Source organism: Methylobacterium nodulans ORS 2060, assembly GCF_000022085.1.
Lineage (GTDB): Bacteria > Pseudomonadota > Alphaproteobacteria > Rhizobiales > Beijerinckiaceae > Methylobacterium > Methylobacterium nodulans.
In genome coordinates, this window is record NC_011894.1 from 4,783,402 (window position 1) to 4,799,618 (window position 16,217).

Sequence of the window (16,217 nt, forward strand, 5' to 3'; positions counted from 1 at the left end):
GACCGGCATGGTCAGCGTCATGCGCTTCGTGACCATGCGCTTTGCCGAGATGGTGGCTCTGCGGGATCGACCCGCGCAGGCGTCCGGCTGGCAGATCAACCGGCGAGCAGGAAGCCGGCAACTCCATAACCGCGCTCATCCCGACGCGCGTGCCCGACGAAGGACCGGTTCCGTAGCCGCGAGCCGGATTGCTTCAATCCGTCGATCGACAGAATTCTTCTGCAATGAGGCGAGCTCTAGCATGCCCGAACCCATTGGCTCTCCACGGCATGACGGACGCATTCTCCGCTTCCGTCTGTTCAGGCCGATCCTTGCCGGTGCGACGCTGCGAGAGCGCCTCATTGCCTGTCTCGGAGCCATGGTGGGCATTGCGCTCACCGGTCTGATCTGTGGTTGCTTCTTCGGAGAGGGGCCGCACATCCCGCTCATCGTCGCGCCGATGGGGGCTTCGGCCGTCCTGCTGTTCGCGGTGCCCGCGAGTCCGCTTGCTCAGCCCTGGCCGATCATCGGCGGCAACACGATCTCCGCGATCGTGGGCGTCATCGCTGCCCATCTGATCCCCGATCCCGTGCTGGCGATCGGCGTTGGCGTCTCGCTGGCGATCGCCGCGATGTCGCTCACCCGCTCCCTCCACCCGCCCGGCGGAGCGGCTGCCTTGACGGCGCTCATCGGTGGTCCGGCGGTCACTTCTTCCGGCTACCTGTTCCCGTTCTTTCCGGTTTGCATCAACTCGATCATCCTGGTTGCCCTCGGCATCGCGTTCCACAAGCTCTCGCGCCGCAACTACCCGCACGTTCCTGTCATGGCGCCCGTGAACACCCACGGAACCGCCGACCTGCCCGCGCCGATTCGCGTTGGGTTCAAGCCCGAAGACGTCGATGCGGCGCTGGTCGCGCTGGACGAGACCTTGGACATCGACCGCTCCGATCTCGACCGGCTCTTACGGCAGGTCGAACTCCACGCACTCGTGCGCACACAGGGTAATCTGACCTGCCGCGAGGCCATGTCGCGCGATGTGATCACCATTCGCTCGGACGAGACCGTCGAACGGGCACGCGAGCTTCTGCTCGCCCACAACATCAGGACGCTGCCCGTCGTGGATGCGGCCGGTCGGCTGATCGGAGCGCTGGGATTGCGGGAGCTGGCGCTTCAAGGCTCGGACAGCATCGGAGAGGCGATGTCCAAAGCCAGGACGGCTGGCCCCGATGACCCGGCCGTCGGCTTGGTCCCGATGCTGACCGACGGACGGACGCACGCGATCATCATCACCGCCGCGGACCGGACAATTCTCGGAATCATCACCCAGACGGATCTGCTCGCGACCTTGGCCCGCTCTGCATCGGCGAAGGCCTTTGGTCTGCCGACCGAAATGGCGGCCTGAGGCCCGGCACTCATCGGTCTTCACAGGCGCGGCTGCAGCGGCGGGCGAAGCGCTGGCAATGGCGCGGGCGCCCCACGCGGCCGCCCCCGCCATCGGCGCCGAGGGACGCCTCGCGGTCGATGCCCGGACCGAGACGGAGCTCGGCCCGGCCCGCACCTTCATCCGCCTGCGCGCCGGTTCGGCGACGCGCTGACGGCCGTCACAGGCTGCGCGACAGGACGAGGGGCGTCGCCCGGACCGGGCCATAGGGCGAGGGCATCGCGCGCCGGGCCCCGTAGCCCTGCGGCTGCGCGGCGCGGGCGAGTTCGCTCGACAGCGATTTCATCAGGCTCTCGGACACGGCCCGCGCCGTGGCGAGCACCGCCTGGTTGGTCTCGATCGCGGCGGCGAAGCGGCGATGCGCCTCACGGAGGGCGGCGACGCCCGCCGGCGTGAAGCGGGCAAGCGCCACCGCATTCGCCTTCACCTCTTCGAGGCCCTGCAGGTAGGCGCCCGCCAGCGCGGTCTTGTGGGCCTCGTCCGCGAGGCCCTCGCGCAGCCGGCCGACGCGGATATGGGCGCTCTCGCGCTCCAGCACCCCTTCGAGCTCCTGCATCCGCTGCAGCGTCTCGGCCACGAGCCGCTCGGCGCCGGCCGTGTCGGAGACGCGCAGAGGCTCAGGCCGAGGCGGCATGGCCGGCCTCCTGCATCCGCAGCATCTCGCGCATCACCTGGTCGCCGATGCCGACGCCGCCGCTCTTCACGATGCTCTGGGCGTATTCCTTGTTCAGCATCGAGCGGTAGACGCCTCCGCCCGTGCCGTTCTCGCCGAGCGGGCCGTCCGTGCCGGTCGAGCCGTTGAGCTTGTCGAGGGTCTGCTCCAGGAACATCGATTCGAAGTCCTGTGCGGTCTTCCTGACCTTGTCGGCCGAGCCCGTGGCGGCACTCAGCACGGTGCCGGCGACGCCGGCGAGCGCTTGGGCCCCGGCGATCGCGGTCGTGGCGGCGAGGGGAGCGAGAGGGATCATGGGGTAAGTCTCCGAGAGGGGTGGGCCGTCACATCACCTCGATGTCGGCCTGGAGGGCGCCCGCCGCCTTGATGGCCTGCAGGATCGAGATCAGGTCGCGCGGGCCGACGCCGAGCGCGTTCAGCCCATCGACGAGTTCGCGCAGGCTCACCCCCTCCTTGACGAGGGCGAGCTTGTTGCGGTCGCCGGTATCCACCTTGAGGGCGGTGCGCGGCACCACCACGGTCGTGCCCTGCGACAGCGGCTCGGGCTGGCTCACCTGCGGCTGCTCGGTGATGGTGACGGTGAGGTTGCCCTGCGCCACTGCCACGGTGGAGACGCGCACGTCGCGGCCCATCACGATGATGCCCGAGCGTTCGTCGATGACGACGCGGGCGGTCTGGTCGGGCTCGACCTTGAGCTGCTCGATCTCGGTGAGCAGCCGGATCATGTTGCCCTGGTAGCGGGCCGGAACCTGGAGGGTGACCGTCGAGGGGTCGGTGGGCTCGGCGGTGTCGGCACCCATGAAGTCGTTGATCGCCGCGGCGATCCGCTTCGAGGTGGTGAGGTCCGGGTTGCGCAGCGAGAGCCGCAGCATGCGCTGCTGGTTGAGCTTGAACTCGATCTCGCGCTCGATCATCGCGCCGTTGGCGATGCGCCCGTTCGTGGGCACGCCCCGGGTGATCTTCGCGGCATCGCCCTCGGCCTGGAAGCCCGCGATGGCGAGCGAGCCCTGGGCCAGCGCATAGACCTCGCCGTCCGCGCCCAGGAGCGGCGTCACCAGGAGCGTGCCGCCCTGGAGCGACTTGGCGTCGCCGAGCGAGGACACCGTCACGTCGATCCGCGTGCCTTGCGTGGCGAAAGGCGGCAGATTCGCCGTCACCATCACGGCGGCGAGGTTCGCGGTGCGCATCGTCGCGCCGCGGGTATTGACCCCGAGCCGCTCCAGCATCGCCTGCACCGACTGCTTGGTGAACGGCACGTTGTTGAGCGTGTCGCCCGTCCCGTTGAGGCCGACCACGATGCCGTAACCGACGAGCTGGTTCGGCCGCACGCCCTCGATCGCGGCAAGGTCCTTGACCCGCGACAGGGCGAGCGCCGGTGACGCGCCCACCATGATCGCGAGGGCCGACAGCAGGGCGAGGAGGGACAGAAGGCGCATCGGGCGACGGGTTCCGGGCATGCTGACCTGTCCCTGCCAGGACCGTGCCACGTCTTTCGGTATCGGCAAGCCATTGGGAAGTCTGATTGTCCGCTGTGGGCGGCAGCGGCCGGCGGCTTTTTCCACCCGGGCGGTTTCGGCCGGCCCGGCAGATTCTGCCGGGACCTTTACGCTTCATTCACCATGCCGGCGGAGGCTGTGCCCAAAGTCACCAACCCTCCCAGGTGCGCTATGCGCGTCGATCCCCGCTTCGCGACCGCCGGCCCGGGCGCGGTGCCCAAGCGCCCCGCCGACGCGAGCCAGAGTTTCGCGGTCGCGACCGGTTTGCCGCCGCGGGCCGCCGCGAGCGCCGGCAGTGCTGCGCCGCTTGCCGGCCTCGATGCGATCCTCACCCTCCAGGCTGAGGCCGAGGATCCGGCCGAGCGCCGCCGCAGACATGCCCGGCGCGGCCACGACCTCCTGGATGCCCTCGACCGCCTCAAGGCGGCGCTGCTCGGCGGGCGCGTGAGCACGGCCGATCTCAAGGCCATCGCCGGCCGGCTGGCCGAGCGGCCGGGCCCGACGGGCGACCTGCGCCTCGACGATCTGATCGGGCAGATCGAGCTGCGGGCGGAAGTGGAACTCGCGAAGCTCGGCGTCGCCGGCTAGCAGGATCCGCGCCGGCTGCTCCGGATCCCGCGGATGTCTCTGCTTCCGGGCCGCTATTTTGGGCGGGCATATTCCCGCTAAACCGAAACGGGCGTGTGGAAGCCGCTTCGCTCCTCATGCTGAGGTGCTTGCGCCGCAAGCCTCTGGCCGGCATCAGCCGGCACGCACGCCTGAACGCTCGTCCAAGCTCCGGGTGACTGGGAACACCGGTCCGGGGTGCTTCGAGGCAGCCTGCGGCGGCGCCTCAGCATGAGGGCCGAGGTTGGGTGCCATGAGCGGGAGCGCTCAGTCAGCCGCGGTTTCATCCCTCAAGGTCGGCTCGGCCGGTGGTGAACTCATGCCGGAAGCCCGCGGCGCGCGGCAGCGACCTGGGGCCGCTCAACTCCTGCGCGCTCCTGCCACCGTCCCGCCGTGGGCGCCGCGCCTGCCTGCCCGCCCGGTCGGCGCCTCGCCGAAGCGATCCTGGTTCCGGAGGGGGCTGCAGGCCCGCGGTCCGCGTGGCGCTTTTGCAGCAGCGGGCGATGGCCCGTCCGGTCCGGACCTTGCGTGACAACCACAGCACGTTGTCGGGCTCTCTCGGCTCGATTATACGCCTGCACCGAACGGCGCCGGCCGCGATAACTCAGATGTCTCGAGGGGCGTGATGGCGAAGGTCGTGATCGAGGACGGTTATGCCCCCAGCGATGCCGAACCCTTTATGAATGAACGGCAGCGCGAGTATTTCCGCCGCAAGTTGTTGAGTTGGAAGCAGGACATCCTGCGCGAGGCCCAGGACACCCTGGTCGCCCTGCAGACGGAGAATGAGAACCATCCAGATCTGACCGACCGTGCCTCATCGGAAACGGACCGTGCGATCGAACTGCGTGCCCGCGACCGTCAGCGCAAGCTGATCGCCAAGATCGACGCGGCGCTGGCGCGCATCGAGGACGGATCCTACGGCTACTGCGAGGAGACCGGCGAGCCGATCTCGCTCAAGCGCCTGGAGGCCCGCCCGATCGCGACCCTGTCGCTCGAAGCCCAGGAGCGCCACGAACGCCGCGAGCGCGTCTACCGCGACGACTGAAATCGCACGCCTGAGGTGTGTAACCTGCCTTCGGGGGGGCGATGCGCCGGAACGGCCGCGATTCGCGGTGGATAGGTTCCCGGCCGCCCCCCCGGCGGCTGGAATCCGGGTCCCGGATGGCCGACACGTCAACTCACGAGAGATCGACGGGATGGCGATGTCGACCTGGACGGACGAGCGGATCGAGGAACTCAAGCGGCTGTGGAGCGAGAGCCTGACTGGCTCCGAGATCGCGAAGCGGCTCGGGCTCAAGGACCGCAACGCGGTAATGGGCAAGATCCATCGGTTGGGGCTGGCGCGGAAGAACTTCGCGACGGAGGTGCAGGCCCCCGCCAACGACTCCAAGCCGGCGGAGCCGGAGGAGCCGCTGCATCCGATCCTTCTGCTCAAGGAATGGTCGTGCCGGTTCCCGGTCGGCGATCCGCTGGGCCGTGAATTCCGCTTCTGCTGCGCCAAGCGCCAGCCTGGGCTGCCCTATTGCGAAGCCCATGCGCGGATCGCCTATACGCCGATGGAGCGCTCCGCGCGCGCGGCGCGGCGCTGAACGGCCGGGAGCCGGCCGCCGGATCGGTCCTGCGATCAGTCCACCACCGGGCTGGGCTGACCCTGACGGATGAAGCCGGCTGAACGAGCACATCCTTCCGTGGCAGCCAACCCCGCTCCTCATGCTGAGGTGCTGCGTAGCAGCCCTCGAAGCACCCCTGAACGCTCATCCAAGCTCCGGGTGGCCTGGATCACCGCTCCGGGGTGCTTCGAGGCTGCTACGCAGCACCTCAGCATGAGGAGCGGGGCGGCCTCCACGCAGGTCGGTTTCTTTAGAATGGCAGCATGATGTCCAGGAATTGCTGCCCGTAACGGGGCTGCTGCACGTCCGTGATCTGGCCGCGTCCGCCATAGGCGATTCGGGCCTGCGCGATCTTGGCCGAATCGATGGTGTTGTCGGATTCGATATCCTCCGGCCGGATCACGCCGGCGACGATCAGCTCGCGCACCTCGAAATTGATCCGGATCTCCTGCTTGCCCTCGACCACGAGGTTGCCGTTCGGCAGCACCTGCGTGACGATCGCGGCGACGTTCGTCGTCACGGTCTCGGCCCGCTGGATCGAGCCCGCCCCGTCGTTGCTCGTGGTCGAGTCGGCGGTGAGCAGCTTGTCCGGATCGGCGCCGCCCAGCAACTTCGTCTTCGTCTCGAGCCCGAAGGCGTTCGGGATCCCGAACGATTCCGAGTTCGAGCGCGAGCGCTTGGTCTCGTTGTTGAGGTTCGCCTTGTCGGTGACGTTGACCTTCACGGTGACGAGATCGCCGACCTTGGCGGCGCGCTGATCCTTGAAGAAGGCGCGCGAGCCCGTGCGCCAGAGCGAGTTCGGCGCGTAGGAGACCGGCTGCACCTCCGGCATCGGCAGCCGCACGGGCTTGTAGCCGGCCTGGGCGGTCGGGTCCTCGATCGCCGAGAGGGCCGGCTGCGCGCCGATATTGGCGAGGCGGTCGACGGTGTTGCAGGCAGAGAGCCCGAGCGCGAGCAGCGTCGGCAGGGCGAGGCGGACCGGACGGGACATGGCGCTCACGGCTGGGCGGGGAGGGCGGCGAGGCTGGCGGGTTTGGGCGGGCCGACGCTGACCCGGCCGGGCCCGCTCACGGTCGCCTGCAGCACCTTCTTGGAGACGGGATTGACGACGGCGACGACGGCACCGAGCGGCCCGCCCTCCTTGGCTTGCCCGCGCAGCGCGAGGCTCACGCCCGGACCCTCGTACAGGATCGTCACGGTCTCGCCGCGCTGCACGAGTTCGGGCCGCGCAAGGTCGCCCGCGCGCAGCTTCTGGCCGGGGGCGAGGGCGCGCTGCGCCACCTGCCCGACGAGAGAGGCCGCGTCGGCGGTGGCGTCTGCGGACGACCCGTCGCGGGCCCGGCGCTGGACCGTCACGTCCGCCGCGCCCACACTCTCGCCCCGCGCCAGGGCGCGCGTGAGCACCGCGACCTCAATCATCTCGATCACCTGCCCTGAGACGCGCAGCGAGGCCTGCCGCGCGCCGACGGTGACGAGGGCGGAGACCCGGCGGCTGCGCGGGTCATAGGCGACCTCCACCGCACTCGCCGGCCCGTCGAGGTCGACCGGCACCGTCAGCACCGGCGGTTCGCCGTCGAAGGCGATCGCGAGGTTTTTTGGATCGAGGCCCTGCTGGCGCGCCAAGGCCGCTGCCACCGCGGCCTCGATCTCCGGCCCGGCGATGCGGCGCGCCGCCCGCTGCACCGTGATCTGCAGGCGCCCGCCGCTCTCCGGCGGTTCGAGGCCGAGCGTGGCCGCCGCCTCGGCGATGCGGCGCACCTGGATCGTCCCGGTGGTGCCGAGGGCCGGCGCCCGGAACAGGGGCCGTTCCGCGAGATCCGCCGGCGCATTCTCGACGAGGTCGCCGAGGGTGACCACGTCGCGCCGGGCGGTAATGTCGCCCTTGAGCGAGGGCCGCACCGGCCCGGCGGCCAGCACCGGCAGGGTGAGGAGCCAGAGCGCGATCAGCGCCAGGGCGGTGCGCCCGATGATGCCCGGATTGAGGATGGCGCAGGCGCGTGCCGGCGGGTCTCGGGGATCGAAGCTCATGGATCGAAGCTCTTGGCGCGCTATCCGCGGAACATCTGCGAGGTGGTGGAGAGCATCTGGTCGGCGGCGGTGACCACCTTCGAGTTCATCTCGTAGGCGCGCTGCGCCGCGATCAGCGACGAGATCTCGGTGACCGCATTGACGTTCGCCTCTTCGAGGTAGCTCTGCTGCAGGTTCCCGAAGCCCTCGGCGCCCGGATTGCCCGTGATGGCCGGTCCCGAGGCCAGGGTCTCGGTGAAGAGGTTGTCGCCGATCGATTCGAGGCCGACCTTGTTGACGAACCGCGCGAGCTGGATCTGGCCGAGATTCTGCGGGGCGGTCTGGCCCGGGACCGTGGCCTGCACCATGCCCGAGGCGCTGATGGTGACCCCGGTCGCGTTGTTGGGGACGGTGATGCTGGGATTGATGAGGTAGCCGTCCCGGGTGACGATCTGCCCCTGCGAGTCGAGGTCGAAGGAACCGTCCCGCGTGTAGGCGGTGCGCCCGTCCGGCAGCGTGATCTGGAAAAAACCCTCGCCGCGGATGGCGATATCGTAGGTTTTTTCCGTCGAGGACAGCGTCCCCTGGCTCATCACGCGGGCGGTCGAGGTGGTCTTCACGCCCGAGCCGAGGGCGAGGCCGGCCGGCAGCTGGTTGCCCTGGTCGGAGGTCGCCGAGCCCGCCCGGCGCAGGTTCTGGTAGAGCAGATCCTGGAAATGCGCCTGCTGGCGCTTGTAGCCGGTGGTGCGCAGGTTCGCGATGTTGTTGGAGATGACCTGGACGTTGAGTTCCTGGGCCGCCATGCCGGTGGCGGCGGCGTAGAGCGCGCGCATGGTTCAAGTCCTCTAGGCGGTGCCGATATCGGCGAGGCGCTGGATGGCGCTGCCGCGCAGGGCGTCCATCCGCGAGACTGAGTCTGAGACGAGCGCGTAGATGCGGTTGACCTCCATCATCCGGGTCATGGTGAGAACCGGGCTGACATTCGAGCGCTCCACTGCGCCCGGCTCCACCCGGGCCTGCGTCCCTGCGGGCAGCGGGGCGGCGGTGGCGGCGTAGAGGTTCGCGCCCGCATTGCTGAGCGCCTGCGGATCGGAGAAGCGGACGAGGCGCAGCTTGCCGCGATTGCCCTGATTGGTGGAGATCGTGCCGTCCGGCCCGATCGCCGCGCCTGTCTCCTGCGGGTTGAACTGGATCGGCCCGCCATCGCCCAGCACGAGGTTGCCGTCGCTGGTGACGAGCTGCCCCTGCGCGTTGAGCTCGAAGGCGCCGTTGCGGGTGTAGCGCTCGCCCTGCGGGGTCTGCACGGCGAAGAAGGCGTCGCCGCGGATCGCCGCGTTGAGGGGATTCCCGGTGGTCTCGATCGGCCCCTGCGACAGGTCGAGCGGCGTGCCGGCATCGATCACGTAGGAGAGGCGCCGGTCCGGCCGCCGAAAGGTCTCGGCGCTCGCCTTCGGCATCAGGTATTCCTGGAACCGGGTCGTGCGCGCCTTGAAGCCCGTCGTCGAGACGTTCGCCATGTTGTTGGCGATCACCTCGAGTTCGCGCCCCAGCGCCACCTGGGCCGAGAGACCGATCAACTGCGCGTTCTGCATCGTCGCCTCAGCGCTCCACCCGCCGCCCTCCAGGGCTGGCGGGATGGTAAACGCAGGCGTCATGCCATTCGTGCCGGCGCCGAAGAAACCTTTATTCGGAATGGCTTATGTCAACGGACAAGGAATCCGGCGCTGCCGCCGGTCCGGCCGCGCGGCAGGTTCGACCCGGCAGCTTTTGCCGCCTTAACGACGCGTTAACCGTGTTCCTTTACCTGCCGGAGGGCCAGCCCCCTGTTCGGGCGGGCACGGGATTACAGCGAGCCATGGCGAAGAAGCCGAAGAGGGCCCCCGACGACGAGGAGGGCGCCGAGGGCGAGGCCCGGCCCCCCGGGGGATCGCGCAAGAGGCTCGTCCTGATCGCGCTCGCGGCCGTCCTGCTGCTCGGCGGTGGAGGAGGCGGGTACCTGTTCCTGAAGAGCCGCGCCGCCCATGCGGAGAAGCAGGCCGCCGAGACGAAGGCGCCCGTCGCCTTCATGGACCTGCGCGAGATGGTGATGAACCTCACCTCCGACATCGGCCAGAGCCAGACCCGCTTCATCAAGCTCAAGGTCGCCCTGGAGGTGCGGGACGCGAAAGTGGCGGCGGAGATCCAGCCGCTGATGCCGCGCGTCGAGGATGCGTTCCAGGTCTATATCCGCGAACTCCGGCCTACGGATTTCGAAGGATCGATGGGCACCTATCGCCTGCGCGAGGAATTGCTGCGCCGTGTCAACGTCGCGGTCTATCCCGCCAAGGTCGACGCTGTGCTGTTCAAGGAATTCGTGATCCAGTAGGGGCGCGGAAGGTGGCCGGTCCGGACGACGGGATCCTCGACGACGATTGGGCGGCGGCGCTCGCCGAGCAGGGCGGCGGCGACGCCTCGCTGGCCGAGGAATGGGGGGCGGCGCTCGCCGAGCAGGGCACCACCACCCAGGTGAACGACATGGCGGCCGAATGGGCCACCATGATCGACGAGAGCGAGGCCGAGAACCTCCCCGAACTCGCCGGCAACGACCGCATCCTCAACCAGGAGGAGATAGACCAGGTCCTCGGCTTCTCGCTGAGGGAGCTCTCGGCCTCGGGCGCTGGCGGCATCCGCGCCATCGTCGATTCGGGCGTCGTCTCGTACGAACGCCTGCCGATGCTGGAGATCGTCTTCGACCGGATGATCCGGTTGCTGTCGACCTCCCTGCGCAACTTCTTCCAGGACAACGTCGAAGTCACCCTCGACAACATCACCTCGGTGCGGTTCGGCGACTACCTCAACGCCATCCCGATGCCGACCCTGCTCGGCGTGTTCAAGGCCGATCTGTGGGAGAATTCCGGCCTCCTCACGGTCGATTCGAGCCTCGCCTATGCGACCCTCGACCTGCTGCTCGGCGGCAAGCGCGGCACCACGACGATCCGCCTGGACGGGCGGCCCTTCACCAGCATCGAGATGTCCCTGGTGCGCCGGATGCTGGAGATCATCCTGGGCGATCTCGAAGCCTCCTTCCAGCCGCTCTCGCCCGTGCGGTTCCAGATCGACCGCATCGAGTCGAACCCCCGCTTCGCCACCATCACGCGGCCGGCCAACGCCGCCATCCTCATCGACCTCAAGCTCGACATGGAGGGCCGCGGCGGCCTCCTGCAGATCCTCTTCCCCTACGCCACGATCGAGCCGATCCGCGACCTGCTGCTGCAGAGCTTCATGGGCGAGAAGCTCGGGCGCGACCATGTCTGGGAAGGGCATCTCGCCACCGAAATCTGGCAGGCCGACCTCGCGGTCGAGGCCGTCCTCCACGAGATGACGCTGCCGCTGCGGCGCGTCCTCTCGCTCGAGGTCGGCGACACCATCATGTTCGACGCCAAGCCCACGGACCTCATCACCCTGCGCTGCGGCGACTGGGCGCTCACGCAGGGCCGGATCGGGCGCCTCGACGACAGCATCGCCGTCCAGGTCACCCGCCCCCTGCGGCGCGCCCGCACCACCTTCGCGGCCTTCGAGGCCTCCATGAAGAACCAGAAGGACGGCTGATCCATGCCCGATACCCGTGAGGAAGGGCCGCTTCCATGACCGCCCTCGTCGGGATGCTGGCCGATGGGCTCGTCGCCGTCCTGCTCGTGGCGAGCATCGTCTCCTCGGTACGTCTCAGCCGCCGCATCACCCGCCTCAAGGCCGACGAAGCCGCCCTGCGCCGGACCATCGGCGACCTGATGGTCGCCACCGAATCCGCCGAGCGCGCCATCACCGGCCTCCGGGCGACGCTCGGCGAATGCGAACGCACGCTCGCCGAGCGCCTCACCGTGGCCGAGGCGATGACGGCGGGGCTCGCGGACGGCGTCCGGGCCGGTGAGGAGGTCGTGACCCGCATCGGCCGGATCGTCGCCCAGGCCCGTCCGGCGGTGTCGCCTGTGCCGGCCGCACCCGGATCCGCCGGGCTCAAGCCGGCCGAGCCCAGGCCGGTCGCGATGCCCGAAGCGCCCGCGGTCTCGACCGCCGAACGGCTCGGCGCCGCCGCGGCGGCCGCGCGGGCCCTCAGCGAGCGCGCCCTGAGCCGGCTCCAAAGCCAGGCCGCATGAGCCCGCAGTTGCGCCGGCTCGCCGCCGCGCTCGCCGGCGTCCCGGCCAAGCCGGCGGCCAAGGCCGCGCCCGGCAAGGTGCCGGCCGGCAAGCTTCCGACGAGGCCATCGGGCAAGCTGATCCCGAAGCCGTCCTGGCGGGCCCCGAGCCTGCGGCTGCGCCTGATCGATGCGGTGGCGCTCGCCGCCGGCGGTCTCCTGCTGCTGAAGCTGATCGGCTTTGCGGCGGAAGACGGGACGCCGCGTCGGACGGACTTCGCCCAGGTTCTCGCCCATGCGCGGACCAACTCCGAGCCGGCCGATCCGTCGGTCACCGGCTCGGTCTTGCCGAAGGAGGAGGGCGAGGCGGCCAAGGATCCGCTCAAGGACCTGCCGAAGCCGGCCGCGAAGGCGCCCCCGGAGAGCGGCTCCGCTGCCGAGCGGGCGATCCTGGAGAAGCTCGGTGCAAGGCGTGAGGCGCTCCAGCAGCGCAACCGCGACCTCGACACCCGCGAGCAGCTGATCGAGAATGCCGAGCGCCGGCTGGAGAGCCGCATCAACGACCTCAAGTTCCTGGAGGACAAGGCCGAGGGCGGCGCCGCCCGCAAGGCCGAGAGCGAGGCGGCTGCGCTCAAGCCGATCGTGACCATGTACGAGACGATGAAGCCGAAGGATGCCGCCCGCGTCTTCGACCGTCTTTCCCTCGACGTGCTGGTGCCGGTGGTGGTGGCCATGAATCCGCGCAAGATGGCGGAGGTTCTGGCGGTGATGCAGCCCGAGGCCGCCGAGAAGCTGACGGTCGCGCTGGCGATGCGCGCGCGCGGTGTCGCCCCGCTCCCTGCATCCCCGGGCGCGCCGCCACTGCCACCGAACGAACTCCCGGCGATCGACGCGCCGATGCGGTGATACCAACCGCCGGAGCGATCCTGAGGGATGACACGGCTTCCGGTTGATCTGTTCCGAGACGAGCCTGCGCGGGGAACCCCTCTCCCGTGCGGGAGAGGGGCAGGCGATCGAAGATCGCGCGTGAGGGTCCAGGTGGTTCAGCAAGAAGACGGAACCGGGCCGCTGCCAGCACCGCCGTCAGAGCTTTACTGCGGCAGGGTCCGGGACCCTCACCCCCACCCCTCTCCCGCACGGGAGAGGGGATCCCGCGGTTCCCGCGCCCTCTTGTCTTCGAACAGATCAACCGGAAGCCGTATGAAACCGGCTGACCGAGCGCTTCCTTCTGTGGCAGCCCCACCGGCTCACCTGCCGAGGAGCGTGGCGGCTTCCATGCAGGCATGCAGGGCGGTTTCTGTTCAGTTCGAGGTGTCGGCGTGGCGATCCGCGCCGGCCGGCGGCCTCGTCCGGCGCCGGGGCGCCGGCTTGCGGGGGGAAGGCTTCGCCGGAGCGTCCGGCCTCGGCGCCGCATGCGCATCGAGAAAGCGCCGGCAGGCCGAGAAGTCGGTCGCGGCGTCGTCCGGCAGCTTGTCGAGGCCGTTCTCCCGCGCGAGCGCCTCGGCGTAGCGCCGCATCGCGGGCGTGGGTGGTCGCGGCGCGCCCGGAGCGGCGGCTTCCCGCTGCTCCGCATGCGCATCGAGGAACCGGCGGCAGATGGCGGCGTCCTGCTTGAGCCCGCGCGGCAGCCGGAGGCCCTTGCGGGCAGCGAGCGCGGTGGCGAAGGCGACCATGGCCGGCGTCGGCGGCCGCCCCGCCCCATCGGGAGAGGGTGCCGCAACGGCGAGCCGTTCGGATCCCGCCACCGCGGCGATCAGCGCGTCGAGCCGCGCCCGCGTCCGCTGGCGGAATTCCTCCGCCCGCCGGACCGCCTCCGCACGGCTGGGGGCGCGGCCGATCTCGGCGAGGTCCGCCTCGAACACCGCCCGCCCGACCGGATCGCCATAGGCCGGGAAGACCCGCCTCACGGCGTCGATGAAGGCGAGCCCCGCCTCCGTCACGGTGATCGCCGGATCCTTGCCCTTGGCCAGCACCACGTAGTGGCTCTTCTCCAGCTTCGGCAGCACGGCATCGCGGGTGGCGGCCGTGCCGAGGCCGCGCGGCTCGTTGGGGTTGGCGGGATTCTCCAGCGCACGCCGGAGCACCGGATCCTCGACCTGATCGATGAGGCGGCCCATGACGACGGGCAGCTCGCCCCGGGTGATGCGCCGCGGCGGCTCGGTCACGGCGGTCTCGACCGTGGCGTCCGTTGCTCGGGCGGCGGCGCCGTCGCGCAGGGGCGGGAGGCGGCCGGTCGTCGGCTCATCGTCGCGCCGCGCCTTGCCGGGGACCGGATCCTCGTCCTCGGCCTCGCTCCCATAGACGGCCCGCCAGCCGGGCGCGCGCACGACGCTGCCCGTCACCGCGAAGCGCTTCGGTCCCGGCGGCGTCGCCACCTCGGCCGCCACGGTGGTGCGGGCGTCGATGCCGTCCGGCAGGTGGGCGGCGAGGTAGGACTTGGCCACCAGCTCCCATAGGCGCCACGCCTCCGGGCCGAGCTCGCCGCGCCGCGGGACCTTGCGCAGGGGGACGATGGCGTGGTGCTCGCCCGGATCCTTCACGTAGTGCCCGCGCGGGCCGCGCCGCACCACGATCGCCTCCCCGGCCGGCACGAGCTCCGCGACGTCGTCGAGGCAACCGGCGATCGCCGCGAGGATCGCCGCCGCATCGCCGCTCTGGCTCTCGGGCAGGTGCTCGGATTCGGTGCGCGGATAGCTCAGGAAGCCGGAATCGTAGAGATCCTGTGCCGTCGCGGCCGTGCGCTGCGGATCCCAGCCGAACCGCTTGGCGCAGCGCCGGGCGAGCGTGTCCTTCGAGAACAGGCGGGGAGGGGGGCGGCGCACGTCCTTCTGGACGACCGAGAGCGGCCCCGACCATCCGGCCGCGGCCTCGCGGATCGCATCCGCCTCCGCCCGGTCGAAGATCCGCTCCTTGGGCGCGTGCCAGAGGGTGAGCGCCGCGCCCGTCTCCGTCTCGACCGGCATCGCGACCTTGAAGAAGTCGCGTGGCACGAAGTCCCGGATGCGCCGCTCCAGATCCGCCAGGATCGCGAGCGTCGGCGTCTGCACGCCGCCGAAACGCCAGGGCTCCCGGAAGGCCGGCGGTCGCAGGCGCAGCGACACGGCCCGCGTGCCGTTGAGGCCGAGATGCCAGTCCTCGTAGCGACGGCAGAGCGCCTCGAGATAGGCCGCATAGTCCCGCTCGCCGGAATCCGGCTCGCGGGCGAGCGCCGCGAAGGCGCGGCGGATCGAGACCTCGTCGAGGGCGCCGAGCCTGAGCCGCTCCACGCGGCCCCGGTAGCCGAGATGCTCCAGGACCTCCCAGGCGATCATCGACCCCTCGCGCCCGGGATCCGTCGCGATGATGACGCGGTCGACCCCTTGCAGCGCGCCGCGGATCGCCTCGATGCGCCCGGCATGCGATGCGCCTGAACGGTTGCGCGCGTAAGCGACCGGGATCTCGTCCAGGGCGATCGGCAGATCGTCGAAGCGCCACGCCTTCCAGGCCGGCCGGATCGCGGCGGGCTCCTGCGCGGCGAGAAGATGCCCTTCAGCGGAGACACAGATCGTCGTCGGCGCCTTGAAGAAGCGCTGCAGCTGACGCATCGCCGAGGGCTTCTCGAAGAAGAACAGCGTCCTGTCGGCCGAGGCACGGGCCATGGGTCGGGGCTTCCCGGAGCGGGTTCTCGAACAAAGCAGGAACATATGGCTCGCGCCGCGACAGGTCAACGGGCTCTGGCGCTCATCCCGGGATCGCCGCAGGTTGTCCAGTCCGCACCAGTTGTGGTCGGCGTCTTGCCTCGTCGAGAAAGGATGTCATCATGATCAGTGAGGGGAAGAGGGCACAAGGGGCAGTCCCATGGAAGGGAGCACCTTCGTAAGGCCGATCGTCATTCTGTCGATCGGCCTGCTTGGTCTTGCGGCCCCGGGTTGGGCGCAGGGGGTAGTGATCGAGACTCCGCCGGTACCGCAGGTCGAGGTGCCGCGCCTGGCGCCCGGTGCGAATCCCCTGGCGGACGGCTCGCTCGTGTTCCACGGCAATTACTGCGGCCCCGGCAGCCGCGGTCCGGGTCTGCCGCCGACCGATGCCCTCGATGTCGCGTGCATGCACCACGATGCCTGCGCGCCGGCCGGAGGGATTCCCTCCTGCGCCTGCAATGCGCGCCTGCAGCGCGAGGCCGCCGTCGTGGCCCGCAGCCGCCGCCAGTCACCCGACCTGCGCGACCTCGCGGCCCTGGTCTCCCAGACCGCGGCCGCCATGCCCTGCGAGCCCTAAGCAGGTTTCGGACAAGTGCCCGGCGGTTTTCCGGCATAAA

The 16,217-nt window shown here is 70.1% G+C and carries 18 protein-coding genes; 10 read left to right on the plus strand and 8 right to left on the minus strand.

From position 1 onward, the window contains the following. Positions 1 to 241: 241 nt before the first annotated feature. The gene (locus tag MNOD_RS22165; RefSeq protein WP_015931202.1) at positions 242 to 1,381 is read left to right on the plus strand and encodes an HPP family protein; all 1,140 of its coding nucleotides are present in this window, start codon (positions 242 to 244) and stop codon (positions 1,379 to 1,381) included. A 58-nt stretch (positions 1,382 to 1,439) separates the two neighbouring features. Beyond that, on the plus strand, positions 1,440 to 1,574 hold the full coding sequence (locus MNOD_RS45765) for a porin (protein WP_015931203.1): 135 nt from the start codon (positions 1,440 to 1,442) through the stop codon (positions 1,572 to 1,574). A gap of 6 nt (positions 1,575 to 1,580) precedes the next feature. On the opposite strand, the gene MNOD_RS22170 is transcribed toward MNOD_RS45765, so the two are convergent. Genes MNOD_RS22170 through MNOD_RS22180 form a run of 3 tightly spaced genes read right to left on the minus strand, consistent with a single transcriptional unit; the run spans position 1,581 to position 3,550 of the window. After that, the gene (locus MNOD_RS22170; protein ID WP_015931204.1) at positions 1,581 to 2,054 is read right to left on the minus strand and encodes a hypothetical protein; all 474 of its coding nucleotides are present in this window, start codon (positions 2,052 to 2,054) and stop codon (positions 1,581 to 1,583) included. Continuing rightward, positions 2,038 to 2,388, minus strand: a complete 351-nt coding sequence (locus tag MNOD_RS22175) for a rod-binding protein (protein ID WP_015931205.1) — start codon at positions 2,386 to 2,388, stop codon at positions 2,038 to 2,040. The genes MNOD_RS22170 and MNOD_RS22175 overlap by 17 nt, the downstream gene beginning before the upstream one ends. 28 nt (positions 2,389 to 2,416) lie before the next feature. Then, positions 2,417 to 3,550 (minus strand): flagellar basal body P-ring protein FlgI, encoded by a 1,134-nt coding sequence (locus MNOD_RS22180; RefSeq protein WP_015931206.1) that lies wholly within the window; start codon positions 3,548 to 3,550, stop codon positions 2,417 to 2,419. A gap of 210 nt (positions 3,551 to 3,760) precedes the next feature. Between MNOD_RS22180 and MNOD_RS22185 the strand changes: the two genes are divergently transcribed. From MNOD_RS22185 to MNOD_RS22195, 3 genes are all read left to right on the plus strand, one after another. Further along, complete coding sequence (locus MNOD_RS22185; protein ID WP_015931207.1) at positions 3,761 to 4,177, plus strand: flagellar assembly protein FliX; 417 nt, start codon at positions 3,761 to 3,763, stop codon at positions 4,175 to 4,177. Positions 4,178 to 4,820: 643 nt separating this feature from the next. Continuing rightward, positions 4,821 to 5,240, plus strand: coding sequence for an RNA polymerase-binding protein DksA (gene dksA / locus MNOD_RS22190; RefSeq protein ID WP_012333933.1), 420 nt, complete (start codon positions 4,821 to 4,823; stop codon positions 5,238 to 5,240). A gap of 151 nt (positions 5,241 to 5,391) precedes the next feature. Continuing rightward, a complete protein-coding gene (locus MNOD_RS22195; protein ID WP_015931208.1) occupies positions 5,392 to 5,784 on the plus strand; it encodes a GcrA family cell cycle regulator in 393 nt (130 codons plus the stop codon). Between the two features lie 271 nt (positions 5,785 to 6,055). On the opposite strand, the gene flgH is transcribed toward MNOD_RS22195, so the two are convergent. Genes flgH through flgF form a run of 4 tightly spaced genes read right to left on the minus strand, consistent with a single transcriptional unit; the run spans position 6,056 to position 9,404 of the window. Beyond that, entirely contained in the window at positions 6,056 to 6,796 is a 741-nt protein-coding gene (flgH, locus tag MNOD_RS22200) for a flagellar basal body L-ring protein FlgH (RefSeq protein ID WP_015931209.1), read from the minus strand. 5 nt (positions 6,797 to 6,801) lie between these two features. Then, complete coding sequence (gene flgA / locus MNOD_RS22205) at positions 6,802 to 7,833, minus strand: flagellar basal body P-ring formation chaperone FlgA (RefSeq protein ID WP_015931210.1); 1,032 nt, start codon at positions 7,831 to 7,833, stop codon at positions 6,802 to 6,804. Positions 7,834 to 7,853: 20 nt separating this feature from the next. Continuing rightward, complete coding sequence (flgG, locus tag MNOD_RS22210; protein ID WP_015931211.1) at positions 7,854 to 8,645, minus strand: flagellar basal-body rod protein FlgG; 792 nt, start codon at positions 8,643 to 8,645, stop codon at positions 7,854 to 7,856. Between the two features lie 12 nt (positions 8,646 to 8,657). Next, positions 8,658 to 9,404, minus strand: a complete 747-nt coding sequence (gene flgF / locus MNOD_RS22215) for a flagellar basal-body rod protein FlgF (RefSeq protein ID WP_015931212.1) — start codon at positions 9,402 to 9,404, stop codon at positions 8,658 to 8,660. 263 nt (positions 9,405 to 9,667) lie between these two features. Here flgF and fliL point away from each other — a divergent pair, with 263 nt between their 5' ends. From fliL to MNOD_RS22235, 4 genes are read left to right on the plus strand one after another with little or no spacing between them, the layout of a single operon-like run. Further along, a complete protein-coding gene (fliL, locus tag MNOD_RS22220; RefSeq protein ID WP_043749242.1) occupies positions 9,668 to 10,177 on the plus strand; it encodes a flagellar basal body-associated protein FliL in 510 nt (169 codons plus the stop codon). An 11-nt stretch (positions 10,178 to 10,188) separates the two neighbouring features. After that, on the plus strand, positions 10,189 to 11,400 hold the full coding sequence (fliM, locus tag MNOD_RS22225; RefSeq protein WP_015931214.1) for a flagellar motor switch protein FliM: 1,212 nt from the start codon (positions 10,189 to 10,191) through the stop codon (positions 11,398 to 11,400). 35 nt (positions 11,401 to 11,435) lie between these two features. Then, entirely contained in the window at positions 11,436 to 11,945 is a 510-nt protein-coding gene (locus MNOD_RS22230) for a DUF6468 domain-containing protein (RefSeq protein WP_015931215.1), read from the plus strand. Next, entirely contained in the window at positions 11,942 to 12,829 is an 888-nt protein-coding gene (locus tag MNOD_RS22235; RefSeq protein WP_015931216.1) for a MotE family protein, read from the plus strand. The genes MNOD_RS22230 and MNOD_RS22235 overlap by 4 nt, the downstream gene beginning before the upstream one ends. A 395-nt stretch (positions 12,830 to 13,224) precedes the next feature. Here MNOD_RS22235 and MNOD_RS22240 read toward each other — a convergent pair whose 3' ends face one another. After that, a complete protein-coding gene (locus tag MNOD_RS22240) occupies positions 13,225 to 15,561 on the minus strand; it encodes a type IA DNA topoisomerase (RefSeq protein ID WP_015931217.1) in 2,337 nt (778 codons plus the stop codon). Between the two features lie 199 nt (positions 15,562 to 15,760). Between MNOD_RS22240 and MNOD_RS22245 the strand changes: the two genes are divergently transcribed. Then, a complete protein-coding gene (locus MNOD_RS22245) occupies positions 15,761 to 16,177 on the plus strand; it encodes a phospholipase A2 family protein (protein WP_015931218.1) in 417 nt (138 codons plus the stop codon). Positions 16,178 to 16,217 lie beyond the last annotated feature (40 nt).

Excerpts from the sequence above, each read along its gene's own strand:
- MNOD_RS22165 (WP_015931202.1), top strand. The coding sequence starts at position 242 with ATGCCCGAACCCATTGGCTCTCCACGGCATGACGGACGCATTCTCCGC.
- MNOD_RS45765 (WP_015931203.1), top strand. The coding sequence starts at position 1,440 with ATGGCGCGGGCGCCCCACGCGGCCGCCCCCGCCATCGGCGCCGAGGGA.
- MNOD_RS22170 (WP_015931204.1), bottom strand. The coding sequence starts at position 2,054 with ATGCCGCCTCGGCCTGAGCCTCTGCGCGTCTCCGACACGGCCGGCGCC.
- MNOD_RS22175 (WP_015931205.1), bottom strand. The coding sequence starts at position 2,388 with ATGATCCCTCTCGCTCCCCTCGCCGCCACGACCGCGATCGCCGGGGCC.
- MNOD_RS22180 (WP_015931206.1), bottom strand. The coding sequence starts at position 3,550 with ATGCCCGGAACCCGTCGCCCGATGCGCCTTCTGTCCCTCCTCGCCCTG.
- MNOD_RS22185 (WP_015931207.1), top strand. The coding sequence starts at position 3,761 with ATGCGCGTCGATCCCCGCTTCGCGACCGCCGGCCCGGGCGCGGTGCCC.
- dksA (WP_012333933.1), top strand. The coding sequence starts at position 4,821 with ATGGCGAAGGTCGTGATCGAGGACGGTTATGCCCCCAGCGATGCCGAA.
- MNOD_RS22195 (WP_015931208.1), top strand. The coding sequence starts at position 5,392 with ATGGCGATGTCGACCTGGACGGACGAGCGGATCGAGGAACTCAAGCGG.
- flgH (WP_015931209.1), bottom strand. The coding sequence starts at position 6,796 with ATGTCCCGTCCGGTCCGCCTCGCCCTGCCGACGCTGCTCGCGCTCGGG.
- flgA (WP_015931210.1), bottom strand. The coding sequence starts at position 7,833 with ATGAGCTTCGATCCCCGAGACCCGCCGGCACGCGCCTGCGCCATCCTC.
- flgG (WP_015931211.1), bottom strand. The coding sequence starts at position 8,645 with ATGCGCGCGCTCTACGCCGCCGCCACCGGCATGGCGGCCCAGGAACTC.
- flgF (WP_015931212.1), bottom strand. The coding sequence starts at position 9,404 with ATGCAGAACGCGCAGTTGATCGGTCTCTCGGCCCAGGTGGCGCTGGGG.
- fliL (WP_043749242.1), top strand. The coding sequence starts at position 9,668 with ATGGCGAAGAAGCCGAAGAGGGCCCCCGACGACGAGGAGGGCGCCGAG.
- MNOD_RS22230 (WP_015931215.1), top strand. The coding sequence starts at position 11,436 with ATGACCGCCCTCGTCGGGATGCTGGCCGATGGGCTCGTCGCCGTCCTG.
- MNOD_RS22235 (WP_015931216.1), top strand. The coding sequence starts at position 11,942 with ATGAGCCCGCAGTTGCGCCGGCTCGCCGCCGCGCTCGCCGGCGTCCCG.
- MNOD_RS22240 (WP_015931217.1), bottom strand. The coding sequence starts at position 15,561 with ATGGCCCGTGCCTCGGCCGACAGGACGCTGTTCTTCTTCGAGAAGCCC.
- MNOD_RS22245 (WP_015931218.1), top strand. The coding sequence starts at position 15,761 with ATGGAAGGGAGCACCTTCGTAAGGCCGATCGTCATTCTGTCGATCGGC.